The sequence below is a fragment of the Geobacillus sp. 46C-IIa genome (assembly GCF_014679505.1).
Lineage (GTDB): Bacteria > Bacillota > Bacilli > Bacillales > Anoxybacillaceae > Geobacillus.
In genome coordinates this window covers 2,069,962-2,094,192 of sequence record NZ_CP061474.1, presented here as the reverse complement: position 1 = coordinate 2,094,192, position 24,231 = coordinate 2,069,962, and the positions used below count along the sequence as shown (strand labels likewise).

General features: G+C 50.0%; 16 protein-coding genes and 2 pseudogenes. 13 read left to right on the top strand and 5 right to left on the bottom strand.

The features are described from left to right. Positions 1–82: 82 nt before the first annotated feature. The 4 genes from hutU to IC803_RS18395 all read left to right on the top strand — a co-directional run bounded on the left by hutU (position 83) and on the right by IC803_RS18395 (position 5,090). Positions 83–1,738, top strand: coding sequence for a urocanate hydratase (gene hutU, locus IC803_RS10325; RefSeq protein WP_369826921.1), 1,656 nt, complete (start codon positions 83–85; stop codon positions 1,736–1,738). Positions 1,739–1,753: 15 nt separating this feature from the next. Beyond that, positions 1,754–3,028, top strand: coding sequence for an imidazolonepropionase (hutI, locus tag IC803_RS10320; protein ID WP_081207001.1), 1,275 nt, complete (start codon positions 1,754–1,756; stop codon positions 3,026–3,028). A gap of 94 nt (positions 3,029–3,122) precedes the next feature. Continuing rightward, positions 3,123–4,451 carry a YjiH family protein gene (locus IC803_RS10315; protein WP_081207002.1) on the top strand — a complete coding sequence of 443 codons (1,329 nt, stop codon included), beginning with the start codon at positions 3,123–3,125 and terminating at the stop codon, positions 4,449–4,451. Between the two features lie 312 nt (positions 4,452–4,763). Further along, a complete protein-coding gene (locus IC803_RS18395; protein ID WP_233134450.1) occupies positions 4,764–5,090 on the top strand; it encodes a DUF4871 domain-containing protein in 327 nt (108 codons plus the stop codon). 266 nt (positions 5,091–5,356) lie between these two features. On the opposite strand, the gene mscL is transcribed toward IC803_RS18395, so the two are convergent. After that, positions 5,357–5,749 carry a large conductance mechanosensitive channel protein MscL gene (gene mscL / locus IC803_RS10305; protein ID WP_081207004.1) on the bottom strand — a complete coding sequence of 131 codons (393 nt, stop codon included), beginning with the start codon at positions 5,747–5,749 and terminating at the stop codon, positions 5,357–5,359. A gap of 145 nt (positions 5,750–5,894) precedes the next feature. On the opposite strand from mscL, the gene IC803_RS10300 reads away from it, so the two are divergent. The 3 genes from IC803_RS10300 to IC803_RS10290 all read left to right on the top strand — a co-directional run bounded on the left by IC803_RS10300 (position 5,895) and on the right by IC803_RS10290 (position 9,086). Next, positions 5,895–7,118 carry a YeeE/YedE family protein gene (locus IC803_RS10300; protein ID WP_081207005.1) on the top strand — a complete coding sequence of 408 codons (1,224 nt, stop codon included), beginning with the start codon at positions 5,895–5,897 and terminating at the stop codon, positions 7,116–7,118. A gap of 124 nt (positions 7,119–7,242) precedes the next feature. Next, complete coding sequence (locus IC803_RS10295) at positions 7,243–8,178, top strand: carbohydrate kinase family protein (protein WP_223811961.1); 936 nt, start codon at positions 7,243–7,245, stop codon at positions 8,176–8,178. A 2-nt stretch (positions 8,179–8,180) separates the two neighbouring features. Continuing rightward, a complete protein-coding gene (locus tag IC803_RS10290) occupies positions 8,181–9,086 on the top strand; it encodes a pseudouridine-5'-phosphate glycosidase (RefSeq protein ID WP_081207040.1) in 906 nt (301 codons plus the stop codon). A gap of 53 nt (positions 9,087–9,139) precedes the next feature. On the opposite strand, the gene IC803_RS10285 is transcribed toward IC803_RS10290, so the two are convergent. Beyond that, positions 9,140–9,619: a hypothetical protein gene (locus tag IC803_RS10285; protein ID WP_081207007.1), complete on the bottom strand. Its 480-nt coding sequence runs from the start codon at positions 9,617–9,619 to the stop codon at positions 9,140–9,142. A gap of 309 nt (positions 9,620–9,928) precedes the next feature. Between IC803_RS10285 and IC803_RS10280 the strand changes: the two genes are divergently transcribed. Continuing rightward, positions 9,929–11,095, top strand: coding sequence for a HEAT repeat domain-containing protein (locus IC803_RS10280; protein ID WP_081207008.1), 1,167 nt, complete (start codon positions 9,929–9,931; stop codon positions 11,093–11,095). Positions 11,096–11,174: 79 nt separating this feature from the next. Here the strand turns inward: IC803_RS10280 and IC803_RS10275 are convergent. The 3 genes and pseudogenes from IC803_RS10275 to IC803_RS18200 all read right to left on the bottom strand — a co-directional run. Continuing rightward, a pseudogene (locus IC803_RS10275) lies at positions 11,175–11,656 on the bottom strand (transposase); the annotation flags it as partial. Positions 11,657–12,051: 395 nt separating this feature from the next. Then, entirely contained in the window at positions 12,052–12,618 is a 567-nt protein-coding gene (locus tag IC803_RS10270) for a Uma2 family endonuclease (RefSeq protein WP_081207009.1), read from the bottom strand. Positions 12,619–13,148: 530 nt separating this feature from the next. Then, positions 13,149–13,382, bottom strand: a pseudogene (locus IC803_RS18200) (dioxygenase); the annotation flags it as partial. Positions 13,383–13,750: 368 nt separating this feature from the next. On the opposite strand from IC803_RS18200, the gene IC803_RS10265 reads away from it, so the two are divergent. From IC803_RS10265 to IC803_RS10245, 5 genes are all read left to right on the top strand, one after another. Beyond that, a complete protein-coding gene (locus tag IC803_RS10265) occupies positions 13,751–15,430 on the top strand; it encodes an MrcB family domain-containing protein (protein ID WP_081207010.1) in 1,680 nt (559 codons plus the stop codon). Continuing rightward, positions 15,399–17,903, top strand: coding sequence for a restriction endonuclease-like protein (locus tag IC803_RS10260; RefSeq protein ID WP_081207011.1), 2,505 nt, complete (start codon positions 15,399–15,401; stop codon positions 17,901–17,903). Before IC803_RS10265 ends, IC803_RS10260 begins: the two co-directional genes overlap by 32 nt. Before the next feature lie 327 nt (positions 17,904–18,230). Beyond that, the gene (locus tag IC803_RS10255) at positions 18,231–19,778 is read left to right on the top strand and encodes a type I restriction-modification system subunit M (RefSeq protein ID WP_081207012.1); all 1,548 of its coding nucleotides are present in this window, start codon (positions 18,231–18,233) and stop codon (positions 19,776–19,778) included. Next, positions 19,775–21,016: a restriction endonuclease subunit S gene (locus IC803_RS10250; RefSeq protein ID WP_081207013.1), complete on the top strand. Its 1,242-nt coding sequence runs from the start codon at positions 19,775–19,777 to the stop codon at positions 21,014–21,016. The genes IC803_RS10255 and IC803_RS10250 overlap by 4 nt, the downstream gene beginning before the upstream one ends. A 33-nt stretch (positions 21,017–21,049) precedes the next feature. Then, positions 21,050–24,115 carry a type I restriction endonuclease subunit R gene (locus IC803_RS10245; protein WP_081207014.1) on the top strand — a complete coding sequence of 1,022 codons (3,066 nt, stop codon included), beginning with the start codon at positions 21,050–21,052 and terminating at the stop codon, positions 24,113–24,115. Positions 24,116–24,231 lie beyond the last annotated feature (116 nt).

The window sequence follows — 24,231 nt, the reverse complement described above, 5'->3', positions numbered from 1 at the left end:
TCACCTTTAAAAGAGGCGCATCTATCTCCGTCCTCTTCACTTCCTTACAATAAAAGCAAAGAGGGAAAAGGAGAGGATGACGATGACAGACAAGCGAATGGTGCAAGCGCTTTCCGGAACGGAGCGGCGAGCGAAAGGATGGATTCAGGAAGCAGCGCTGCGCATGTTGCACAACAACTTGCATCCGGATGTCGCCGAGCGGCCGGATGAGTTGATCGTCTACGGCGGCATCGGGAAAGCGGCGCGCAATTGGGAATGTTACGAGGCGATTGTGGACACTCTTCTCCGTTTAGAAAACGATGAGACATTGCTCATTCAATCGGGCAAGCCGGTCGCGGTGTTTCGCACCCACCCGGACGCGCCGCGCGTCCTTCTTGCCAACTCGAACCTCGTGCCGGCATGGGCGACATGGGACCATTTCCATGAGCTCGACAAAAAAGGGCTGATCATGTACGGGCAAATGACGGCCGGCAGCTGGATTTACATCGGCAGCCAAGGCATCGTTCAAGGGACGTATGAAACGTTCGCCGAAGTGGCGCGCCAGCACTTTGGCGGCACGCTGGCGGGAACGATCACGGTAACGGCCGGCCTTGGCGGCATGGGCGGGGCGCAGCCGCTCGCCGTGACGATGAACGGCGGCGTCTGCCTTGCTGTTGAAATTGATCCTGCCCGCATCCAGCGCCGCCTGGACACGAAATACCTTGACACGATGACCGACAGCCTGGACGCCGCGCTGGCCATGGCCAGACGAGCGAAGGAAGAGAAAAAAGCGCTGTCGATCGGCCTTGTCGGCAATGCGGCTGAAGTGTTGCCGCGGCTCGTTGACATGGGCTTTGTTCCGGACGTCTTGACCGATCAAACGTCCGCCCATGATCCGTTAAACGGCTACATCCCCGCGGGGTTGACGCTTGATGAGGCGGCTGAGCTGCGGGCGCGCGATCCGAAGCAGTACGTTGCCCGCGCCAAACAATCGATTGCCGCGCATGTGCGGGCGATGCTGGCGATGCAAAAGCAAGGGGCGGTGACATTTGACTATGGCAACAACATCCGTCAAGTGGCGAAAGACGAAGGGGTCGAGGACGCTTTCTCCTTCCCGGGCTTTGTGCCGGCCTACATCCGCCCGCTCTTTTGTGAAGGAAAAGGCCCGTTCCGCTGGGTGGCGCTCTCCGGCGATCCGGAAGACATTTACAAAACGGATGAAGTCATTTTGCGTGAATTTCATGACAATGAGCGTCTTTGCCAGTGGATCCGCATGGCGCAAAAACAAATCCAATTCCAAGGGCTGCCGGCGCGCATTTGTTGGCTCGGCTACGGCGAGCGGGCGAAGTTCGGAAAAATCATCAACGACATGGTGGCCAAAGGTGAGTTGAAAGCGCCGATCGTCATCGGCCGCGACCATTTGGACTCGGGTTCGGTCGCCTCGCCGAACCGGGAGACGGAAGGAATGAAAGACGGGAGCGACGCCATCGCTGACTGGCCGATTCTAAACGCGCTGTTGAATGCCGTCGGCGGCGCAAGCTGGGTGTCGGTTCACCACGGCGGCGGCGTCGGCATGGGCTACTCGATTCATGCCGGCATGGTCATTGTCGCCGATGGGACGAAAGAGGCGGAAAAACGGTTGGAACGCGTGTTGACGACCGACCCTGGGCTTGGCGTCGTCCGCCACGCCGACGCCGGGTATGAGCTCGCCATCCGGACGGCGAAAGAAAAAGGCATCGATATGCCGATGCTGAAATAGAAAGGAGAACCGCCTATGCGACCGCTCTTTGTCCGCCGCGCCCACCAGCTCGTCACGCTGGCGGGAAGCTCCGCGGCCCCGCTCGTCAAGGAGAAGATGAGCGATCTAGGCATCATCGAAAACGGCAGCGTCTGGATCGAAAACGGCACGATCATAGCCGTTGGTCCGGACGACGAACTCGTTCGCCGTTTCGCGGACCGGCTTGCCGAAGCAGAGGTGATCGATGCCCGAGGCAAAACGGTCACCCCTGGCCTTGTCGACCCGCACACCCATCTCGTTTACGCCGGCAGCCGTGAACACGAATGGACGATGCGCCTCGGCGGGGCGACGTATATGGAGATCATGAACGCCGGCGGCGGCATTCATGCGACAACAAAGGCAACCCGCGAGGCGCCGGAAGAGACGTTGTATGAAGAAAGCAAGCGTCGGCTCGATCAGTTTTTGCTTCACGGCGTCACGACCATTGAGGCGAAAAGCGGCTACGGGTTAAGCCTTGAGCATGAAATCAAGCAGCTTGAAGTCGCCAAGCGGCTTCATGACACCCACCCGGTCGACATCGTCCCCACGTTTCTTGGCGCTCACGCTGTTCCGCCGGAGTGGAAGCACGACCGGGAGGAATATATTCGCTTGACCATCGAAGAAATGATTCCCGAGGTCAGCCGCCGGGGCTTGGCCGAATTCAACGACGTTTTCTGCGAGCGCGGCGTGTTCACTCCTGATGAGGCGCGCCGCATCCTCGAAGCGGGAAAAGCGCACAGCTTGACGCCGAAAATCCACGCCGATGAAATCGAACCGTACGGCGGCGCCGAACTGGCCGCCGAAGTCGGCGCGATTTCCGCCGACCATCTGCTTCGCGCATCGGACGAAGGGCTTCGGCGCATGGCGGAGCGCGGCGTGATCGGCGTCCTCTTGCCAGGCACGGCATTTTTCTTAATGACCGAGGCCGCCCACGCCCGCCGTTTGATCGACGCCGGCGTTCCTGTGGCCCTAGCGACTGACTGCAATCCTGGTTCATCGCCGACCGTCTCGCTCCCGCTGGTCATGAGCCTTGCCTGTTTGCATATGCGCATGGCCCCGGCCGAGGCGCTTGCCGCCGCCACGATCAACGCCGCCCACGCCATCGGCCGTGCGCATCTCGTCGGCAGCCTTGAACCGGGCAAGAAAGCGGATTTGGTCGTTTTCAACGTCCCAAACTACGTGCAAATGATGTACTATTACGGCGTCAATCACGCGGAGACGGTAGTGAAGGATGGGAAGGTGGTGGTTGTGGAAGGCAAGGTGCGGTCTTGAAGGGGAATGGTCTTCCGTTGAGGCGTTTGGCGACCGGGAGCGACGCTTCCGGCCGCGCAAGTTGCGGTAAGAAGAACAATGGGGGTGGAGGGAAATGAAAACGGATACAAATATGGCGTCATCTGTGCCGACACCAACGCCCGCAAGAGGGGCATGGAAGTTTTTCGTCTTTAGCGCCATCGGCATTTTCGTATTTTTCGTCCCGGTGCCCATCGGCGGCACATCATCGATTTTGCTCGATCATATTGTGACATGGATTCGCGCGCAGTTTCCAGGACTCGTTCCGTATTATGCACTTATGGTGATTGCCCTTGGAGCGGTTTATCCATTCTATCATAAGACGTGGAACAAAGACGTTGTCACCGCTGTTTTTTCCATTCTCAAAGTACTTGGATTGATCGTGGCCGTCATGATTGTGTTTCGGATCGGTCCAGCATGGTTGTTTCAGCCGAGTATGGGGCCGTTTTTGTACGACAAGCTCGTGATTTCCGTTGGTTTGCTTGTGCCGATTGGCTCGGTTTTTCTCGCTCTGCTTGTTGGTTACGGGCTTCTTGAATTCGTCGGTGTTTGGATGCAGCCGATTATGCGGCCGATTTGGAAAACGCCAGGCCGCTCGGCCATCGATGCGGTTGCCTCCTTTGTCGGCAGCTACTCAATTGGCCTTTTGATCACGAACAAAGTGTTCAAAGAGGGTAAATATACGGTGAAAGAGGCAGCGATCATCGCTACCGGTTTTTCCACCGTATCCGTCACATTTATGGTGGTTGTCGCAAAAACGTTAGGGTTAATGTCGATATGGAATACGTATTTTTGGGTGACATTTCTTGTCACGTTTGCCGTTACAGCGTTCACCGCCCGGTTGTGGCCGCTAAGCCGCATGAGCGATGAATACTACGACGGCAAGGGGGATCCCGAACAAAAAGTGACAGGAAACTATATGAAACAAGCTTGGTCCGAGGCGATGAAAGCGGCAGCGCAGTCAAAAGGGATCGGGACGAACATATGGGAAAACTTGCGTGATGGCTTTATCATGACAATGGGCATTTTGCCTTCCATTATGTCGGTCGGACTGATCGGGCTGCTGCTCGCTGAATATACGCCGTTGTTTGATTGGCTGGGCTATCTGTTTTATCCGTTTACTCTTCTCTTGCAAATTCCGGAGCCGTTGTTGGCAGCGAAAGCCTCCGCCATCGAGATCGCCGAAATGTTTTTGCCAGCCTTGCTTGTCACCGAAGCACCGCTTGTCACGAAATTCATTATTGCTGTTGTATCCGTATCGGCGATCCTATTCTTTTCCGCTGTCATCCCATGCATTGTATCGACTGAGATTCCGCTCAGCTTGCCGAAACTGCTCGTCATTTGGTTCGAGCGGACGGTGTTAACGCTCATCCTCACCGCCCCGCTGGCGTATTGGCTGCTTTAACAATAAGTAGGCGCCTAGACAGGGGGAGGTTTCTTTCCGCTCGGGAACGAGCGAGGAGAACTTGACTTCTAAGTGATAGCGAACTTCGGGGGAGGGGTCACCAAAACAATGATCAATGTGAAACATTGGCTAGCCATCGCCATCCTTTTTTCCTTATCCGCATGCAGTATATGGGAAACGAATGAAAAACAAGCCCATTCCCCTACGTCTACCGTGAGTGATATAAAAAAGCTACCTGTCAAAATCGATCAAAACATCATTGAGCGCATCCATTGGGAAGTAAGCCCCGTTTTTCCATCGGGAAATTATCAAATGCGCGGAGTGACGAATAAAGTGGGGTTCATTGATGCGCCGTTTACAGCCAATCAAGATAACAAGTACATGTGGCATTTCTGGGGCGACTCCATTCCCGAAGGAAAGTTGACGATCGTGGCGGTGAAAAAAGGAAGCCACAAGCTTGCTCCTGCGTTAACGGTAGACGGAAAAAGCGTTTGGACAACGGGAGTTCCGGGAGGACCGAACAACGGGGCGGACGCCCATATTCCGTCCAATATGAAGCTGAGAGAACCGGGGACGTGGGCGTTGCTTGTTTTTCTCGGAAACACGTACTGGGACTATGTCATCATTGACGTCCATTGAGCCGCGAGGCGTTTCTTGGCAGAAACGAATCGATATTGATCATGGACGTCGTCCATCATTGACCTGGCTATACGCGGTTTGCGCCGTGAGGATCAGCGCCAACAGAAGAACATCATCCACCCTAGCGATTCGTTCGCTTGAGGGTGGATGATTTCGTTTGATAGAGCGGCAGTATCGAAACTCCGAAGCTTGCGAGGCGGCCGTCCGCATCGGCGCTGCCAATATGGCTTCGCCCGGCCGTTCCGCTTCGTACCATAGACAGACGCTCACATCGTTTCCCGCTGCTTTAACAAATCGCGGATTTCGGTGAGCAGCTCCTCTTCTTTTGTCAATGTCGGCGCTGTTTCCTTCACCTCTTCCTGTTTCTTCATGCGCTCGTACAGCGTATTGATCAGTTTGACAAACAGGAAAATGGAGAACGCGATGATCAAAAAATCAACGACCGTTTGAATAAACGCGCCGTATTTGACTACCGCCTTGCCGACTTTCCAAGACAAATCGCTGAAGTTGATGCCGCCTAAAATCAAACCGATGAGCGGCATGATGATGTCATTGACAAGCGAAGAAACGATTTTGCCGAACGCTCCGCCGATGATGACCCCGACGGCCAAATCGACCACATTGCCGCGAAGGGCGAATTTTTTAAATTCGTTCCACATGCCAATCTCCTTCCTAAGAAAGTGTCCGTCTGCATTATACCCGATCAGCCGCTGAGGTGAAACATTTGTGGTTTAAATCATAGAAAATCAATAAGTTTTATAGTATTATAAAGGTAAACAAAATGGGAAAGAGGGATTATGCATCATGGAGTTGACTGCACAACAACAAGACGTTCGCGCGAAACAGGCAGCGAACGCCCCTAAAAATCCAACCGTATGGATCATTGCGGTCTCCTGCTTCGTACTAATCGGTGGAGCGCTGTTCTTATATAGCCGCGTGTCTTGGCAACAGGCGCTTTTGTATTTGTTGGGAGCGTTCGGCGGCTTTGTGCTGTATCAAGCTCATTTCGGTTTTACTTCGGCATGGCGGAAATTCATTTTGTACCGCCAAGGGGAAGGCATTCGGGCGCAGATGATCATGATGGCGGCGGCAAGTGCATTGTTTTTGCCGCTGCTGATGAAAGGATCGATATTCGGCCATTCCGTTGCCGGGAATGTGCATGAAGTCGGCATTGCTGTGATGATTGGCGCCTTTATTTTCGGGATCGGCATGCAGCTGGGTGATGGCTGCGCGTCTGGGACGCTGTATCATATTGGCGGCGGTGATGCGAACGGTGTTGTCACCTTGATCGGGTTTATCGCTGGGTCGGTCATTGCGACAACGCATTTCGATGTTTGGATGCGTATGCCGCACGTCGAGCCGATTTCGCTTATCGCCTCGCTTGGCGCATGGGGCGGCTTTCTGTTGCAGCTTGTTTTGCTGGCGGTTGTCTATTATGTCGTGACAGTGATGGAAAAGCGGCGTCACGGCAAGCTGTTGACGACGCCGCTCGAACGCCGCCACGGATGGAAAACCATTTACAAAGGTCCGTGGTCATTGTTGGTTGGCGCGTTATTATTGGCGCTGATGAACGTGCTTGTTCTCATGTTCAAAGGTTCACCGTGGGGGGTCACATCCGCGTTTGCCCTGTGGGGCGCGAAGTTTGTGCAACTGTTTGGCGTCGATCCGACGGCCTGGGCGTACTGGCAAGATGAAGCGAAACGCCAGGCGCTGGGGAACCCACTCTACTACGATACAACGACCGTGATGGACATCAGCTTGATGGTCGGCGCCTTATTGGCGGCAGCGCTCGCGGGCCGCTATACAAAACCGCTTCAGTGGAAGCGGCCGGCGCGCATGACAATTGGCGCACTCATCGGCGGATTGATGATGGGGTACGGCGCCCGGTTGGCGTTCGGCTGCAACATCGGCGCGTACTTCAGCGGCATCGCTTCCTTCAGCGTCCATGGTTGGATTTGGTTTGTGTTTGCCTTCCTTGGCAGCTTGATCGGTGTCAAGTTGCGCCCGTATTGCGCATATAAAAACTAGCAATCTTGCATCCCGCTATATAGACGGGGTGCTTTTTTATTTGCAGGTGCTGTATGATACAATTAGGAAGGGTTGGAAGCAGGGACGTCATTCTCGAATGGATGCGCCCGAAAGGATGAAAGACATGCGAATGAAAGGTTCCATCGTCTGCATCGGCGGGGTGAATGTTGATCGGAAAGCACGGTTGCTTGTGCCGCTTGAGCTCGGCACGTCCCATCCTGTCGCGAGCACGCAGACCGCGGGCGGGGTGGCGAGAAACATCGCTGAAAATCTCGGGAGGCTCGGGCAAAACGTTTCGCTCCTCAGCGTGGTTGGCGGCGATCATGACGGGCAATGGCTCATTGATGCGACGAGTCCATATGTTGACACAAGGCTGGTCACGCGAATACCCGAAGCGAACACTGGTGCCTATACAGCGGTGCTTGATGAGCATGGCGAGATGGTGCTCGCCTTGGCCGATATGGCGATTTACGATGCCGTACGAAGTGAATGGCTGAAGCAGCGATGGCGGGAATTCGGTCCGATTTCCACTGTCGTGCTCGATACGAATTTCCCGCCTGATGTCATCTCCTGGGCGATCAGGCAGTGCCGCCAAGAGCGCCTTCCGCTTTGCGTTGTGACCGTGTCTGTTCCCAAAGTGAAGCGATTGCCGGCCGATCTCACCGGTGTCACGTGGCTTGTCACGAATCAGGCGGAAGCCATGGCGCTTTCCGGGGAACCCCCCCTTGACGATGCGATCGAATCGCTTTTTCGTTTTGGTGTGGAAACCATCGTCATCACACGCGGAGCTGAAGGCGTCGTGTACGCGACAAGGCAAGGGGAGAGGGGAGCGATCGCGGCGCCTGCCATTAAGGTCATTGATGCTACCGGAGCAGGCGATGCGTTCGCGGCCGGATTTTTGTACGGCGTCTTAGGCGGACATGCGGTGGAAGACGCCTGCCGCCTCGGGATGAGCAACGCGGCATTGACGCTGCAGACGGCTGAAACGGTGAATCCCGCTCTGACGGAACAACAGTTGCGAGCAGCGTATGAACAGTATTTTGGTAAAGGAGGAGAATGATGATCAACGACATCCTTGTTTTTTCTGAAGAAGCAGCCGCGGCAAAAGCGGAACAGAAGCCGATCGTTGCGTTGGAGTCAACGATCATTTCCCACGGCATGCCGTATCCGGAAAACGTGCAAACGGCCAAAGACGTCGAACAACTGATCCGCGGCCGCGGCGCTGTGCCGGCGACGATCGCGATCATCGATGGGAAGATCAAAATCGGGTTGACGGATGACGAGCTTGAGTTTTTAGGCACAAGCCGCGACATTGAAAAAGTGAGCCGCCGCGACTTGCCGTATGTCATCGCCATGAAGAAACACGGGGCGACCACCGTGGCGGGGACGATGATTTGTGCTGCGATGGCTGGCATCCGCGTGTTTGCGACCGGCGGCATCGGCGGAGTGCACCGCGGTGCCGAACAGACGATGGACATCTCGGCTGACTTGCAAGAACTCGCGCAAACAAACGTTGCGGTTGTCTGCGCCGGGGCGAAATCGATTTTGGATTTAGGATTGACGCTTGAATACCTCGAGACGCACGGCGTTCCGGTTCTCGGCTATCAGACGGACGTCCTGCCGGCGTTTTACTCGCGGACAAGCCCGTTTCGCGTCGATTACCGCTTAGACAGCGCCAAAGAGATCGCCACGTTCATTGAAACAAAATGGGCGCTCGGCTTAGACGGCGGCATCGTCGTCGCCAATCCTGTCCCAAAAGAAGATGAGCTCGAGGAATCGTACATCACCGCCATCATCGAACAAGCGCTCAAGGAAGCGGAACAACAGCACATCACCGGCAAAGCGGTCACCCCGTTTTTGCTTGACCGGGTGAAAACATTAACCGACGGGAAAAGCTTAAAAGCGAACATCGCCTTAGTGAAAAACAACGCCGCCTTGGCGGCCGACCTTGCCTGTGAACTGTCTTAATGTGCGTGCCCCCGCCCTGATGGAAGAGCGGGGGCATGATGGCAGTGGAGATGTTATCGGGTGTGAAGCAAATGGCGGATTTTTCGATCATGCTGGGCGATTTTGACGGAGTGGAAGTCGACGGTCTCTTGTGTTTCAGCCAGTTCGACGCGGATGTGGCCGAGTTTCGCTTCGAGCCGTTCGAACCGTTCGTTCACGGTGCGCTCCAACTGGGCGATTTGCCGCTCAAACCGTCCGTCCATCTCCTCGATGCGCCCATCCATTTCTTGCAGGCGTCCGTTCATTCCTTCCATGCGATTGTCCATCTCTTCGATGTGCTTATCCATGTCTTCGATACGTTTGTCCATCTCTTCGATGCGTCTGTCCATGTCTCCGATGCGTTTGTTCATCATGTTCGTTTGTTCGTTCAGCGCTTGGACTTGGTGTTGAAGTGAGTCAAATTTCTCATAGAGCGCTTCGAACTGCTTGCGCATATCTGCCGCGTACAAATCAAGCGCTTGCAAAATTTGCGCCAATATCGTTTTTTCTTCCATAACATTCACCTCCTTTCTCTCTAGTATATCAGACAAGCAAGCTAACGAGAAGAAAAGACGGTTTCAAACAGACGCGATTTTGTCGATGATTATAAAGGGGGCACAGCTATGACAGAAATGCCCCTGTATTCATCTTTTGGCATCTAATTGGCTGCCGATCACCATCGTTTCGACCGCTGTCACGGCCATAGTTTTCGTTGCGATTTTTGCAGTTGGAGTGTTAAAATGGCAAATATTCGTCATGGGACTAGCTGAACGTCGATGTCCGGCTGGCACCAGAGACGAATGAAGAAAAAGGTGGGTGTGATCATGTCCTTTTTAGAAACCATCGAACCATATTTATTTTGTGAAGATCCTCTCCTCCGTCAGTTTGCCTTTTACGCAATAGAGGAGTATCCAGGCGTTCCAGCTGCGTGGGTTGAGCGTCTCATTGACGAGGCCGTCACAACTGCCGACGAGGAAACGCGAAGCATGATTTTGCACGGCGTATCGAAACAACCGCTGACCGATCGGGCGCTTGAACAGTTGTTGACCATCAAAGATGCGGCCAAGTATGTCCGCTGGTTTTTCCCGTTTTCGGTTGCGCAACTTGAAACCTACGGACAGCAGCTGCTTCGCCACTTCCCGCGGGCTTGGCAACGCGCTGTCCGGCTTGTGGCCGAGGGAGCGGAAGACGACGTATGGGATCACTACTTTTCTTTGCTTTCCCGCTTGGAACAGGAAGAGATGTTTAACCAGAACTTGTTTTTCGCCGCCAAGCAAGTCGTGCGCGTTCTCGTTGAGCGCGAGTGGCTGACAAAGGAAGACGTGAGTCTCACGTGGATGAAAAATGAACAGCAGCCATGGTTTTCGTACGACGGTATTTTGGCGGTGTATGCGCTCTCGTTGATTGGCGCCACCGAGTATATTCCAAGACTAGCCTCGTTGCTGGAACGACAGGATGACGATGTGCTCCTCGATCAAGTCGTTTATGCGTTGTCGGCGTTTCAAAACGGCGAAGTCATCGAAGCCGTGCGCCCATATGCTTTTCAAAAGGAAGCGGCCTTTTCGGCCATTCATGTGCTCGCCAACATCAAATCAAAGCAGGCCGTCCGTGTATTGCGGGAGGTGTTTTCCAAGCTGCGCGATGATGACATGCGCGCGTTTTGCTTTGAGGCGCTTTGCCACCAGCTGGATCAAGAAGCGCTTCCGGAAGTGGAAGAATATTTAGAAAGAGTGGAAAAACGGGGGCATTCCGGGCTGATCGATGTAGAACAAACCGCTTACGGATATTATACAATTCTAGGGCTCGACCATCCGAAATTAGAAAAATGGAAGGCGCTCGCCGATCAAAGATACCGCCATTTTCAAGCGTTGTTGCAAAATCCGCCTTTGCCGAAAAACGTTCCATACCGCCGGGAAGAGCCAAAAATCGGCCGCAACGACCCGTGTCCATGCGGCAGCGGGAAAAAGTATAAAAAGTGCTGCGGGAAGTAAGCACACATACTTGGCCTAACCAACAGCCCGCCTCCGCGCATGAAAGTGAGGAGCGGGCTTGTTGCTTAACAAAGATCCGCTCTTCGTTAGGAAGTGCACCGTGATGGACTTCGACCGCCTGCTTGGCAGCGAACAGAAAGGTGGTCATGCGCATGGCCCATGTCGGCCCTTGTTCGATGAAGCTTTTCAGATCACGCAAATGATGGGCATGACAAAGAGCGTGGATGGCTTCGGTGTAGTTCGGGTACGTACCGAACGCATCATGCATCATCGTCCCTTGATATCGGGGAAGAATCCCGATATCATCGGTCACTTTCTTTCTACGAAAGCGTGAGGAGCCAAGTACGTATATTTCGATGTGCACGCGATAGGAACCCATGCCCGTTTCCCTTCGATGTGCAAACTCGTTTCATCGACATGCAGGATGTTGGAATCCAGCAAAGCTTCTTCGATGATGTCCATGTTTGGCTCCAAAGCTTGGCTCTCTCGTTTCACCAGATTGGCCAGCGTTCCTGTGCTGATCGAGTGTTGATATAACGCTTCGATCATGTCACTTACTTTGTTGTTGGATTTTGCCCATAAGGCGCTCCATTGTAAATACAGCTTGTTGTGCTGCCAACATGCGATTCACCTCCTTGTCTATGAGTACTCACATCATAGACAAGGAATACAAAAACTATTCAACTCACTTGAGCATGTGGCTGAATCGTTACGACAACGAAACTGGGGGATCGCCTGCTCAATAACCGAACGATGCTTCGGGGTTCGCAGGAATCCCCCATTTTAGGCGAAGCGAAAGGAGGAGCAGTTCAACATAAAGAAGGCGGCGGCTCGGAGGAAGGAGCATGCAAGGAGAAGGAAAAAACAATCTGAGTCTCGAAAAAATGGAGCACATTCTTTCAGACAAGGGGAGAAGACTTTCTGAAAGAATGCGCAAAAAAAATGATATTTTATGCTCATGACTTAAAAAGTTCCTCTACATTGATTTCAAAACCTTTTAACACTCCCGATCGGGCAATTCCTTGTCCTCTTAATACATCGGTTTGCTGATATTGGGCTTCGTCATTGAGGGAATAAATTTGAACCGTATTGAGCATTGGATTCACGATCCAGTATTCTTGGACTCCGTACTGCATATATAGATTGAGTTTAAACACTAAATCATGCGCTTGATTGGAAGGGCTTAATATTTCAATGATCAGTGTCGGTACTCCGACAAATTTGTTTTCCATTAATCCGCTTTGATTACATATGACGGATAAGTCCGGAATGACTATTTTTGTTCCATCTATTTTATTATTTTTCAGTTCAATATCAAACGGGGCGTGAAAGACTTCGCAATCCTTTTCTTCTAAAAAGTTGAATAATTTGGCGTGTAATCGTCCGGAAATTCGTTGATGCTGGGTAGAAGGGGATGGGGACATAAAGACAGTACCGTCAATGTATTCTAATATCCGATCTGTACTTTCTCTCATTTGGTAAAACTCTTCGAGAGAAACAAAATTTTCGTTAGGCAGGCTCACAAAAACACCTTCTTTCCCCTTTTGGTTATTTACTGTAAACCAACCGACCCACTAACACAAATTGGAAATCAGGAGAAAAAGGAGACATGAACCGGACTTCTTAAAGAAGATGGATGTGCCAACCAACCACTCAGACAAGGAGGCTCATGTCTTATGGATAGAGTAGCACATCATCAAGGAATCGACAAGTTTTCCTTCGCATTAGAAGACCGGTAAAAAACAGCCGTCACCGGCCCGTCGGAGGTATTTCGCCAAAAACATTCATGAGAAAATGTTGCTCCCGATAAAATCACTGCTCACCGACGTGTTCGTTTCACAGAAAGCACCCATGAGGAATGGGTCCTTCCCACCTCGGCATGAAAATCACTGCTCGCAGACGATTATTTTCACGGAAAGAAAGCTGTTTCCGCAAGGTGTCATTGGAAATGTCTGGGGGCAGCACGATGGTGCACGAAATCACCAGCCTTTTCGATGTTGGCCGGTAAGCAACGGCCCGCCCTGCATGGTTCAAGCAAGGCCGGGCCGCTTCGTTAAAAGGATACGGCCATGAGGCTTAAGCTGCCGTACTGGTAGTCGCGGAACAAGACGCGCGGTGCCCCGCTGCGATCGCCTGCGCCATAGGCGATCCAGTATGGCGCGAGGTGTTCGGGCGTTGGTACGGCCTGTTTGGCGTAGGGCGCTTTTTCTTCATAATGGAATACATCCTCACTGCGGGCGGCTGACTCGCGCAGCAGCCAGTCATCAAAAGCGGCCGCCCAGCTTTCTCAGCACCCGCACGGCACTGTGCACCGAACAAAGGGTGACGCCCTCGAAGCTGAATAGCAAACAAGCGGTTTGAGAAATGAATGCTGTATCTCAAGCTGTTTTTTTGTTCCGCATTTCTTGGTTCCCTGTCCTCTTGCGCTGGAGAGATCGGGGACCTTCGATAGGATAACCAATCCTTAGGGAATGCAATCGCTCGCCTTGTTCGAACGAGCGCAAAAGGAGCATCGTTGGCAAGTGAAAAGCAGCGGCGTTCTGTGCCTTGATGCACAAAGCGGCTTTCCCCCTGGTGGGGACGGCCGCATTTTTAGTAGAATAGAAGGAAAGTAGAAAAGAAGAAAGGAAAATGTGCGAAAAGGAGACGTTTCCGATGTCATTGCGCGATCTTTTCCGCCAAGTGATGGCCATTTACGAACAAGAAAAACGCGAAAAACTGTCAAAAGAGCGGCGGGCGTTTCAACTGATGACAAAAGCGATTCCGGAAAAAATAAAGGCACTGCCATTTGTTGAGTCTGACCGATATATCGTCAAAGGTTCAGTCGGTCAAGGGGTGTGGACCGATGTGCCGTGGGTGGCGGTGATGGACCAGAAAGTGACGGATTCTACGCAGCGCGGCTATTATATCGTCTACTTGTTCAGCGAGGATATGTGTCGGCTCTATTTGACGCTCGCCCAAGGAGTGACAGAAACGCCGAGAGATGAAATGGAGCGAGTGAAGCGGGACATCCACCAGCTCATTCCTGCCGGAGAACGCGTGCGGACGGATGATGACATCCGTCTCGGCGAAAACAAACGGGCGAAAGACTACGAACGGTCGGTGGCGGCGTATATCGTCTATTCGTTTGATGATCTGCCATCCGATGAACAACTCGCGCGCGATTTGGAGATGATGATCGGCTATTACCGTCAGTATGTGGAGCGAACGAAGCCGGCGGCACTGCCCGAGCAGGCCCTTTCCTATCGGGAGGCGGTTGAGCATATTCACTCATACATATCCGCCAAAGGGTTTTACTATACGAAAGAAGAAGTGACTAACCTCTTTCTATCGTTAAAAACAAAACCGTTTGTCATCCTATCCGGCATTTCTGGAACCGGAAAAACGAAAATGGTTCAATGGTTCGCTGAGAGCGTCGGCGCGACGGAAGACAACGGCCGCTTTACCTTTATTCCCGTCCGCCCAGACTGGAACGATGGCTCTGACTTGCTTGGCTATGTCGACATTAAAGGCGATTTCAAGCCTGGGCCGCTCGCCAATGTCGTCACTGAAGCCGAGAACCATCCGGACAAGCCATATTTCGTTGTGCTGGATGAAATGAACCTCGCCCGCGTCGAGCACTACTTCAGCGATGTCTTAAGCGTCATGGAAAGCCGCCGTTGGGAAAATGGCCGCATTATCTCATCGCGGCTGCTTTCGAAAGAAACGGCGGGGCGTGATTTCTTTCTCCCGCCAAACGTCTATATCATCGGCACCGTCAACATGGACGAAACGACTCATCCCTTCAGTAAAAAAGTGCTCGACCGCGCGAACACGATCGAGTTCAACCGCGTTCGCCTCGACCATCTCGATTTTTTGCGCGACTTGCCGACCGTCGCGCCGTTGTCCATTGGGCAAGAATGGTTCGCGGCCCGGTATTTGCATTTAAAAGATGTATATGCCGACTATCCAAAGCTTATAGAAGACGTAACCAAACAGCTCGTGGAAATCAACCGCATCCTTGAGCCGCTCGGGGCGCACATTGGCTACCGCGTCCGCGACGAAATTTGCTTCTACCTTGCGTATAACGAAGAAGGAAAGCTGATGGAATTGGACAAGGCGTTCGACTATTGCCTCATGCAAAAAATTTTGCCGCGCCTCTCAGGAAGCGATGCGCGGCTGGAGCGGGCGCTCAATCAGCTGTTTATCCTTTGCGCCGGCTTCGAACCGGACGGGGATTACGGCGGCGCGCTTGATGTATCGTACGCCCGCTATCCAAAAAGTGCGGAGAAAATCTGGCACATGTTGCGGAGGTTGGAAGACGATGGTTTCACTTCGTTCTGGCTCGGGGCGTGACGACCGCGAGCTCGTCTATATCGAAACGAAGCAGCTCACCTTAGTGATCAAAGGAAAGCCATACCATGAGCAATACGAAGGGCTCAAGCAGTACCGCCGCCTTGACTTTCACGAACCAATGGAGTTTTTTGTGAGCGGTGAAGATGTGCTCAACGTCAAACTATTTGACGTTGACGCCGGGGCGCTCGTCGACTGGGTGGGCGGCCACCGACCGATTTTCTTTGAAAACGGTGTCTATCAGCTGCTCGTTGTTCCGAAAACGGACCGGACGTTCTCTTTTTACCATGAGTCGCCAGCGTTGCGGAACGCCGTCAGCCTTGTTGACATCGGCGGACAGGCGGTGTTGATGGGCAATCTTCACTTCCCGAACGAAGTCGGGTTGTCGACGTTCGAAATCCGTGACGCCAACCGCTCTGTGTTGGACGTGACGATCGAAGTGTTTCCGACGAAGCTGACGTATAAACAAGACTACCAGCTTCTTCTTGACGAAGTGAGCGAAGAAATTTACAACCTGGCGTTTCACTTCATCAAGCGCACGTACCAGCGGGCGAAAGCGAAACGCAGCGGTACGCCGTCAAGAAGCGAATTTTTCCGTCTCATGGACGCGCATATCGGCGATTTTTTGCGCGCCATTCGCCACATCGAGCGGCAGCCGCATCATCAACTGTCAACTGTCCATGTGAGGGTGCGCGGCGACCAGCTCGGCCGTTTGGATGCGGCAGGAAGAAACGATTTGCGCAAGCGGCCGCACGTGTTCCGTGACGTCAAGCGCGGCATCGACATCGGAGAGCGTTCCGTCATGCCGCAATCGGGGCTCAAAGCGAAAAAGGAGCTGACGTATGACACGCTCGAAAACCGGTTCGTCAAATGGATGATGACGCGCCTTGTCGAGAAGCTGCGCGATTTATTCGAACACGTGCAAGGGAAACAAAAACGGTACGAAACGGAACCGGATCCGGATTTGCTTGGGCGCATCCAATCGATAATCCGCGCGCTCGAAACGCGGCTTCATCACTCCTTTTGGCGGTCGATCGGGCGGCTTGACCGTTCGGTGACGAGCCTCGTCTTGCAAATGGCGCCAGGATACCGCGACGCCTATCAGCTGTTTCTCATCCTCACCCGCGGCCTTGCCTTGCAAGGGAAGCTGTACCAAATGTCCGTCAAAGATGTCGCCACGTTGTACGAGTATTGGACGTTTCTGAAGCTCGGGCAGCTGCTCAGGAAAAAATACACACTCATCAGCCAAAATATCATCCAAGTCAACCGCGCCGGACTGTTCGTCAATCTTGAAAGAAACCGTTCCGCCAAACGGGTGTACGAACACCCATACACCGGCGAGCGAATCACGCTGACGTATCAGCCGTACGAAGGAAGGCTGCCGACCGTTCCGCAGCTTCCTGACACAGTGCTAGCGATTGAAAAGAAGGGAAAAGACTATACGTTCAACTACATTTTCGACGCCAAATACCGCCTGGACTTCGCCATTTCGGGCAGCTCATACGAAAAACGGTACGGAATGCCGGGCCCGATGGAAGACGACATCAACACGATGCACCGCTACCGCGATTCGCTTGTCGCCCGCCGCAGCGGCCCATACGAGCGCACCGCCTTTGGCGCCTATGTGCTGTTCCCGTGGCATGACGAGGACAGCTATCAAGCGCACCCGCTGTACAAAAGCATCAACGACGTCAACATCGGCGGTTTGCCGTTTTTGCCGAACGCCACTCGCCTGGTCGAGCAGTTCATCGAGCGGCTGATTGAAAAGAATCCCGAAGAACTGCAAAACGAAGGCATTTTGCCGCAAGGGATCATTGAAGAATGGCGGTCGGCTTTTGATGAATACGTGCTTGTCGGCATGGTGCCAAGCGCGCGGCATTACGAAGCCTACGTGAAGCATCGCTTTTACCACATCCCGGTGAAACGGCTGAAAAAAGGGTGGCAAGACGCCCGTTACATCGCCTTGTATCCGCGGCGGGGAGCCGCTCCGCAAAACGGGGTCACATGCCTCGGCAAAATTGCTGCCGTGAACATCGTCAAACGCTCGGCCATCGCCGAACTGCCGAAACGAAGCGATGAGGAATACATTCGCTTCGAAGTTGAGCGCTGGCAGTTTCTTAGTGACGTCATCCGCCCGGTCGGCTACGGCATCGCCGTCTATGCGATGACGACGCTCCATACCATCAAGCAAGCAAAAGAACTGCCCGAGCTATTCATGAAATCAAGCGAGGAAATCGCCCTTTGGCGCTTGCTGCGGCGACTGTCCGACCGCGTCCGCTTCGACCTTGACGCCCGCTACTTGGATCAGGCGTCCAAGATCACCGCGTACCGCGTCAAAAACTTGCTCATCCGCCTTGAAAACGGTCTGCTCACAATCGTCAACGGCACGAAGCGAAAAACGGTCGCCGCTGAACTGCTCCGCAAACAACCGTCGGCCGTGTTTCGCGAAGTGGTGGGGATGATGGGGGAGGGGTGAACGATGGATGATCATACAGTTATGACCCAAAACAGGGGCTTCGTCCTCCTGCCCCATTAGCAAGTCGGGTCTATGATGATCCATCTCTGTTTCGACAAATTTCAACAACATTCCGCAAGTTGTTTTAGTAAAATAGACCTGAACCCGTAACCAAATATGTGTACAATTTTTGACCGTATGCTAGCAAGAAGTTAAAGCATTGCTCTGCTGTTTCTAAGGAGTAAGATTATGCTATATAATAAAAAGTTGAAACACTTTAGAGCATCCGATAATTTCAAGTCGTTTGCTCTTTATGTTTTCAAAAGAGAACCAACAGGGGGGCATAATATGACTGTAAAAGCAGACATCGATTTTCAAAAGGATTTATTTGAAGCAGCCAATAAAATGCGTGGGAGTGTGGCTCCTGCTGATTATAAACATTATGTTCTTCCGTTAATCTTTTTGCGCTATCTTTCTAACAAGTACGAACAGCGTCGAAAAGAACTAGAACAAATTGTAAAAGATCCAAGCAGCGATTGGTATACAGAAGATGATGAAATGCGTCAAGTCATCATCACCGACCCGGATCAGTATAAGGCGGAAAACGTCTTTGTCGTGCCTGAAGAAGCAAGTTGGTCTTATATTATGAAAAACGCTAAGCAGCCAAATATTAAAGAGATTCTTGATAATGCGATGAAACGTCTTGAAGAGGAAAACCCAGAACTGGAAGGCATATTGCCGCGAATTTACCAAGGTTCGAACTTACCGCCTGAAAACGTGGCGGGATTAATCGAAATTTTTTCTCGTGATGTATTTAGTGCCAATACGGATGACAGTGTAGATATATTGGGCCGTACATATGAGTATTTTATTAGTTCTTTTGCTGCTTCTGAAGGCAACAGAGGTGGAGAATTCTTTACACCGTCAAGTATCGTTAAATTGCTTGTTGCCATGCTGGAGCCGAAAAGCGGGATTGTGTTTGATCCAGCGTGCGGCAGCGGCGGGATGTTTATACAGAGTGAAGAATATGCGCCAAACAAACACGCTCTTTCGTTTTACGGGCAAGAAAATGTCGTAACGACCGTACGTCTTGGAAAAATGAACGTTTTGTTGCATGGCATCAATGCAGAAATTCGCTTGGGTGATTCGCTGTTAAACGATCAGTTCCCTGATTTAAAGGCCGATTACGTGATTGCCAATCCGCCGTTTAACCAAAAAGACTGGGGAGCAGACCGTTTATCGAAAAAAGACCCTCGCTTAATCGGACCAGTCACAAACAGCAATGCGAACTATATGTGGATACAGCATTTTCTGTACCATTTAAACGATACGGGTACCGCAGGGTTTGTGATGGCCAATGGAGCGATGACAACGAATGTGAAAGAGGAGAAAGAAGTTCGTCAAAAATTAGTAGATGAGGGGTATATTGACTGCATTGTTCAATTGCCTGAAAAACTGTTCTTTACCACAGGCATTCCATGTTGTTTATTCTTTTTAAGCAAAAACCGTGATGGCAAAAACGGCTATCGGGCAAGAAAAAATGAAATTTTGTTTATCGATGCCCGCAAAATGGGGACACTCGTCAGCCGCAAGCAAAAAGCGCTATCTAAAGAAGAAATTGATAAAATCGCAGCCGTTTATCGTGCCTACAAATACGAAGGTGCTGAAGGATACGAAGATGTTGTTGGATTCTGTAAAGTTGCAACAATTGAAGAAGTACAGGCAAATGACTACAAATTGACACCGGGCATTTATGTTGGAACAGAAGTATCAGATGAAGACGATATACCATTTGAAGAAAAAATGGCTGAATTGACACAGCGTCTTTTAGAGCAGTTTGAAGAATCGAATCGCCTTCAAGAGAAGATTAAGATGGACTTGGAGGAATTGATGTGAGTAAATGGATTGAAGGAAAATTAAGGGACTTAGTCGAGGTAAACCCTACCGTAAAACTTATAAAGGGTGAAATATATCCGTTTGTAAGTATGGATGTTATTCAACCTTTTTATAAACCAGTAGAAGCAAAGGAAGAAAGAGAATTTAAGTCTGGCGGAGCAAAATTTGAGAATGGTGATACACTTTTTGCGCGAATAACACCCTGCCTTGAGAATGGCAAGATTGCACAGGTGAAAAACCTTAAAAATGGGAAAGGTTTTGGTTCAACCGAGTTTATCGTATTACGTGGTAAAGAGGGTATCACAGATACAGACTTTGTGTATTATCTTGTGACTAACAAGTCATTTCGTGAAAATGCTGAAAGGTTGATGGTAGGTACATCGGGGCGACAGAGGGTAGATAAACAACAATTTGAGGACCAAATAATTTCGATACCTGATCTTGAAACGCAAAAAAGAATTTCATCCATTCTAGGTGGTATTGATAAGAAAATAGAACTCAATGTAGAGATGAACAAAACCCTCGAAGAAATGGCAATGACGCTTTACAAGCATTGGTTTGTTGATTTTGGACCGTTTCAAGATGGGGAGTTTGCGGAGTCGGAATTAGGGGTGATTCCAAAGGGATGGAAGGCTAAGAAATTGGGAGATTTATATGACACCTCTTCAGGAGGAACACCTAGTAGAAGAAAAACGGAATATTATCAGGACGGGACGATCAACTGGCTAAAAACAAAGGAACTTAATGATAATTTTATATTTGAAACGGAAGAGAAAATAACAGAGTTAGGATTAGAAAACTCTTCAGCCAAAGTCTTCCCTAAAAATACAGTAATTATTGCAATGTATGGTGCAACTGTTGGAAAGTTAGGTATTCTTTCTGAACCATCTAGTACCAATCAAGCATGTTGTGCTGTTATTGAGAAAAATCAATCATTTAGTTATGTTTTAGCATATCTATATTTGTTATTTAACCGTACAAAGATAGTAGGTCTGGCTAATGGAGGAGCGCAACAGAATATTAATCAGCAAATTATTAGAGATTTACCAATAATAGTTCCAACCGAAAAGGCCTTAAATATTATCCAGCCCAAGTTATTAGAGTTATTTGAATTAATTCGAACTAATGAACAGGAAAATCGTTATTTAATAAATTTAAGGGACTATCTCCTTCCCCGCCTTTTATCCGGTGAAATTGATGTATCTCAAGCCGAAAAGCAAGTAGAAGAAGTGCTTTAATAGACTTATATTCGACTAGGAGGTGCAAGCAGCATGGCGACGAGACCTCTAGGTGAAACGGATTTTGAAGAGACGACGGTTGAGCGTTTAAAGCGGTTAGGCTATGACTATCTTCATGCGCAGGAATTGTTTCAGCGTGGAGAGCGAGACAGTCTTCACGAGGTAGTTCTTTACGGTCGGTTGGAAGCCTTCTTAAAGAAGGCTTATCCAGCTATACCGGAACAAGAAATCAAAAGGCTTGCTCAAATTTTAACGGCGCCAGACGGGGTAAAACTGATTAATCGGAATATGCATTTTCACCAAATGTTGACGAAAGGGCTTGAATTTTCTTATGAGGTAAACGATGAAACGTACACGCCTCATGTCTTCCCGATCGATTGGGAACATCCGGAGAACAATGACTTTTTAGTGGTCAATCAATTGCCGATTGAAGGGCGCATGTCCCGCCGGCCAGATATCGTTATATATATTAATGGTTTACCGCTGATTGTATTTGAGTTAAAAAATCCAAACAACGAGCAAGCGACTGTTTATGATGCATATACCCAAATTCAAAACTATACGTATGATATCTCGCAATTATTTAACTACAACGCTTTTGTTGTCATTTCCGATAACGTGGAAACGAAGCATGGGATGCCGTTTGCCGATTACGATTTCTTTGCTTCATGGAAATCGATTGATGGACGAAATGTCGATCACAACCGTGCCAATACGATGCGCACACTGATTGAAGGATTATTCCCGAAAGAACGTCTACTAAATTATATTCGTAATTTCATTGTCTTTTTGGAGGAAGGTAGTAAAATTACAAAAGTTGGCGCGAAATATCACCAGTTTTTCGGTGTGAACTTCGCTGTCAATGAAGCGATCCGTGCGACGCGACCTGACGGAGACAGAAAAATCGGGGTTATGTATCATACAACGGGGTCGGGTAAATCACTAAGCATGCTATTTTTCGCAGGAATTTTGTCTCGCCATCCGGAAATGGAAAATCCATCAATTGTCATTCAAGTGGACCGTAATGACTTAGACGAACAGTTGTATGAGACGTTTGTGCAAGGAAAATCATACATCGGCCATGTGGAGCATGCAGAAGATACAGAACAGTTAAGAACGTTGCTGAGAGGGGAAGCCGGACAAATCATTTTCTCTACGATTGAAAAATTCCGTAAGAAAGAAGGAGAAACTAAGCATCCGGTTTTATCGGAAAGACGAAACATTGTTGTGATTGCTGATGAAGCACACCGCACCCAAGCCGGTTTTGCAGGTGGATTTGCTGCTCAATTGCGTTATGCTTTGCCGAATGCTTCCCATATTGGATTTACAGGAACTCCAGTCGATTTTGTTGATAACAATACGGAGGAGATTTTTGGACATATTATCCATCGTTATGATATGGCTCAGGCGGTGGCAGATAAAGCGACGTTGCCAATCTACTATGAAAGTCGCTTAATCCCGCTTGATTTATCGGCTGACGACATTGATGAAAAATACAAGGAAATTATCATAGAGGCTGGGGGAGATGATGAAGAGTCAGAGAATTACAAAAGAAAATGGGCCGCTCTGGAAAAAGTTGTGGGTACTCCAAAACGGCTCCGTCGTTTAGCCAAAGATATCGTATCACATTTTAACCAAGTCGCCAATCCGTTTCAAAAAGCAATGATTGTCTGTATGAGCCGGCGAATTGCGGTTGATTTGTATAATTATCTAAGAGAGATTCCAGAATGCCCTCCTGTTGAAGTGATTATGACAGGGGATGTATCAAAGGATCCTAAAGAGTGGCGAGAGGTTCAGCCGGGAAGCAAATATGCGCATATTAAATCGAAAAAAGAGCAAGAAGAAGTGAAAGCCAAACTTCGTGATCCAGAAGATCCTTTGAAATTTGTCATTGTCGTCGATATGTGGCTAACAGGAATGGACGCCAAACCGCTTTCTTATCTTTATATCGACAAGCCGATGAAGGGACACAACCTGATGCAGGCCATTGCCCGTGTAAACCGCGTGTTTCCGGGAAAAGAAGGCGGCGTCGTCGTTGATTATATTGGTATCGCCACTTCTCTGAAAGAAGCAACTCATAAATATACACAAAGTGGCGGCACGGGAAGTCCTGCTTATGATATTTCAGAGGCCGTTAATATCTTCATGGATCATCTGAAGACAGTAAGAGGATTTATTCCAAGCGAGATTGATGTGCAAAACTGGCGGGCAAAACCAAAGATAGAGCGCGAAGACTTCATTGCAGATCTTGTTAACCTTCTTTTAAACCGAGATCCCGAGGAATATATCCAAGCAGCCACCAAACTAGAAAAATCATATCAGTTGGTGAAGCATCAGCCGGAAGTACTTGAACTTGCAGATGAAGTTATGCTCTATTTCATGATGAAAGCACAACTTCGCAAACATTTGCGGCCACCAATTGAAAAACCGAGTGAAAATAAAACATTAGAAGAGCGATTATCAGAACTTATTGAGAATAGTCTATTAGTGAAAGAAACCGTTGACATTTTCCAAATAGCAGGAATTGAACGCCCAGATATCAGCATATTGGACGATGCGTTCTTGGCAGATTTAACAAAAAAAGAGCATGTAGACTTGCGTTTAAAGTTGCTGAAAAAACTTTTAGAGGACCAAATCAAAGTGACATTTAGCCAAGGAAGCCCACAGTCAAAGGCGTTAAGCGAACTTCTAGAGAAAACGTTAAGGGATTATCATAGTCGTGTTATTCAGGCTGCCGATGTGGTCAGGGTTATGATTAACATGCGCAAAGAAATGGAAGAAGAAATACGCAAGCGACACGACTTAGGACTGTCAGAGGAAGAAATTGAATTTTACAAAGCGATCACTGCTATGGAGCAGGAAGCGTTCTCAAACGAGTTTCTTGCTAGTTTAATTCATAAGGTGGTTAAAGCCTTAAAGAAACAATTAGCCGTAGACTGGACAAGTCCTCACCGTCGAGATGTTTACGCTAAAGTGAAATTAGCCGTCAAGCAAGTGCTCATGAAAGAGAAAATTACGGGGCAACAATTACAATTCTTAACAAATAAATTCATGGAACAAGCCGAACAACAATATAAAGACTGGCCAATGAATGCGTGATAATGCAATAAATAAGTCTATTGAGTTATGCGACTGGCTCGTACAGGTATAGATTTCAGTATAAACAATCATTAAGGTTTTTTTGCAATATTTTCCTTCTGGCATTGAGCTTTTGA

Excerpts from the sequence above, each read along its gene's own strand:
- IC803_RS10285 (WP_081207007.1), bottom strand. The coding sequence starts at position 9,619 with ATGGAAGAAAAAACGATATTGGCGCAAATTTTGCAAGCGCTTGATTTG.
- IC803_RS10295 (WP_223811961.1), top strand. The coding sequence starts at position 7,243 with ATGCGAATGAAAGGTTCCATCGTCTGCATCGGCGGGGTGAATGTTGAT.
- mscL (WP_081207004.1), bottom strand. The coding sequence starts at position 5,749 with ATGTGGAACGAATTTAAAAAATTCGCCCTTCGCGGCAATGTGGTCGAT.
- hutI (WP_081207001.1), top strand. The coding sequence starts at position 1,754 with ATGCGACCGCTCTTTGTCCGCCGCGCCCACCAGCTCGTCACGCTGGCG.
- IC803_RS10255 (WP_081207012.1), top strand. The coding sequence starts at position 18,231 with ATGACTGTAAAAGCAGACATCGATTTTCAAAAGGATTTATTTGAAGCA.
- IC803_RS18395 (WP_233134450.1), top strand. The coding sequence starts at position 4,764 with ATGCGCGGAGTGACGAATAAAGTGGGGTTCATTGATGCGCCGTTTACA.
- IC803_RS10245 (WP_081207014.1), top strand. The coding sequence starts at position 21,050 with ATGGCGACGAGACCTCTAGGTGAAACGGATTTTGAAGAGACGACGGTT.
- hutU (WP_369826921.1), top strand. The coding sequence starts at position 83 with ATGACAGACAAGCGAATGGTGCAAGCGCTTTCCGGAACGGAGCGGCGA.
- IC803_RS10265 (WP_081207010.1), top strand. The coding sequence starts at position 13,751 with ATGTCATTGCGCGATCTTTTCCGCCAAGTGATGGCCATTTACGAACAA.
- IC803_RS10315 (WP_081207002.1), top strand. The coding sequence starts at position 3,123 with ATGAAAACGGATACAAATATGGCGTCATCTGTGCCGACACCAACGCCC.
- IC803_RS10300 (WP_081207005.1), top strand. The coding sequence starts at position 5,895 with ATGGAGTTGACTGCACAACAACAAGACGTTCGCGCGAAACAGGCAGCG.
- IC803_RS10280 (WP_081207008.1), top strand. The coding sequence starts at position 9,929 with ATGTCCTTTTTAGAAACCATCGAACCATATTTATTTTGTGAAGATCCT.
- IC803_RS10260 (WP_081207011.1), top strand. The coding sequence starts at position 15,399 with ATGGTTTCACTTCGTTCTGGCTCGGGGCGTGACGACCGCGAGCTCGTC.